Raw genomic sequence first — 1,208 nt, forward strand, 5'->3', positions numbered from 1 at the left:
GGTTCAAGGTCTTTATGCGGACGGCCGGCAATCGGCGAGCCGACGATGATGTCTTCCTGCCCGCTCAGGCGCGCAAGCAGTGTATTGTATGCGGCGAGAAGCACCATATACAGCGTGGAGCCGTGATCCCGGGCGATGCGGTGAAGACCCGCTGCCGTTTCCGCATCTAGCGTACAGGACACCTTGTCTCCCGCAAAGCTTCTGACTGCCGGACGGGCTCTGTCAGCCGGAAGCTCCAGCACAGGCAGCTCTCCGTCGAGCTGCTTCAGCCAGTAGGCCTCCTGCTTCTGGTATGCCTCTCCTTGTTTAAACTCCTGCTGCCATACGGCATAGTCTTTATATTGGATGCGCATCGGCGCAAGCGTCCGGCCTGCATACAGCTCGCCGAATTCACGGATGAGCGTGTTGACAGACACGCCGTCGGAAATAATGTGATGCATGTCCGTCAATAAGAGATGGCGCTCATCTGCTTCTTTGACGAGAGCCGCCCTGAAAAGCGGCGCTTCATCAAGGCGGAATGGACGGACGAAGGCTTCCGCTGATGTTTCATCAGTCAGATTTAACGACACTTTGTCATGGATGCGCTGCACCGGTTCGCCGTCAGGGCCCCTTTCAAAGGAAGTTCTCAGAGACTCGTGGCGCTCGATCAGCTTTTGGAACACTTCATCCAGCCGATTGCGGTCAAGCGGTCCCGTCAGTTCAAGCACCGCCGGCATATTGTAGCCCACGCCGCCGTCTTCGAGCTGCTGGAGCACATACATCCGCTTTTGCGCCGAGGAGACCGGATAGGTGTCTCTTTTTTCTGCCGGCTGAATCGCTTCATACGGGCTCTGTTCCAATTCTTGAATGACGGAGGCAAGCTCCTCCACCGTCGGCCGGGCGAAGATGTCCTTCAGCGGTACCTGAACGCCGAACTCCTTGGCGATGCGGGAGACGAGCGCCGTCGCTTTTAACGAATGGCCGCCCCGCTCAAAAAAGTGATCGCGGATGCCGACAGGGCCGTTTTTCAGCACCTCTTCCCAAAGCTTGGCGAGCTTCATTTCCGTAACGTTTCTCGGGGCGGTGTAAGCATGCCCGCCGGCCGCTCCGTCAGGAGCCGGCAGCGCGTTGCGGTCGAGCTTTCCGCTCGGGGTTATCGGCCATTCCTCCATCTCGATGAACTGAGACGGAATCATGTAGGCCGGGAGCCGTTTCGCGAGCTCTGTCCG

General features: G+C 58.4%; 1 protein-coding gene. It reads right to left on the bottom strand.

All coding sequences use genetic code 11. The features are described 5' to 3' along the window. Nucleotides 1-1,208 (bottom strand): condensation domain-containing protein (locus KY305_RS19765; protein ID WP_262417895.1); only part of this gene is annotated, 1,208 nt, incomplete at both ends.

This window comes from Bacillus sp. YC2, from assembly GCF_019891195.1.
Taxonomy (GTDB): Bacteria; Bacillota; Bacilli; order Bacillales; family Bacillaceae; genus Bacillus.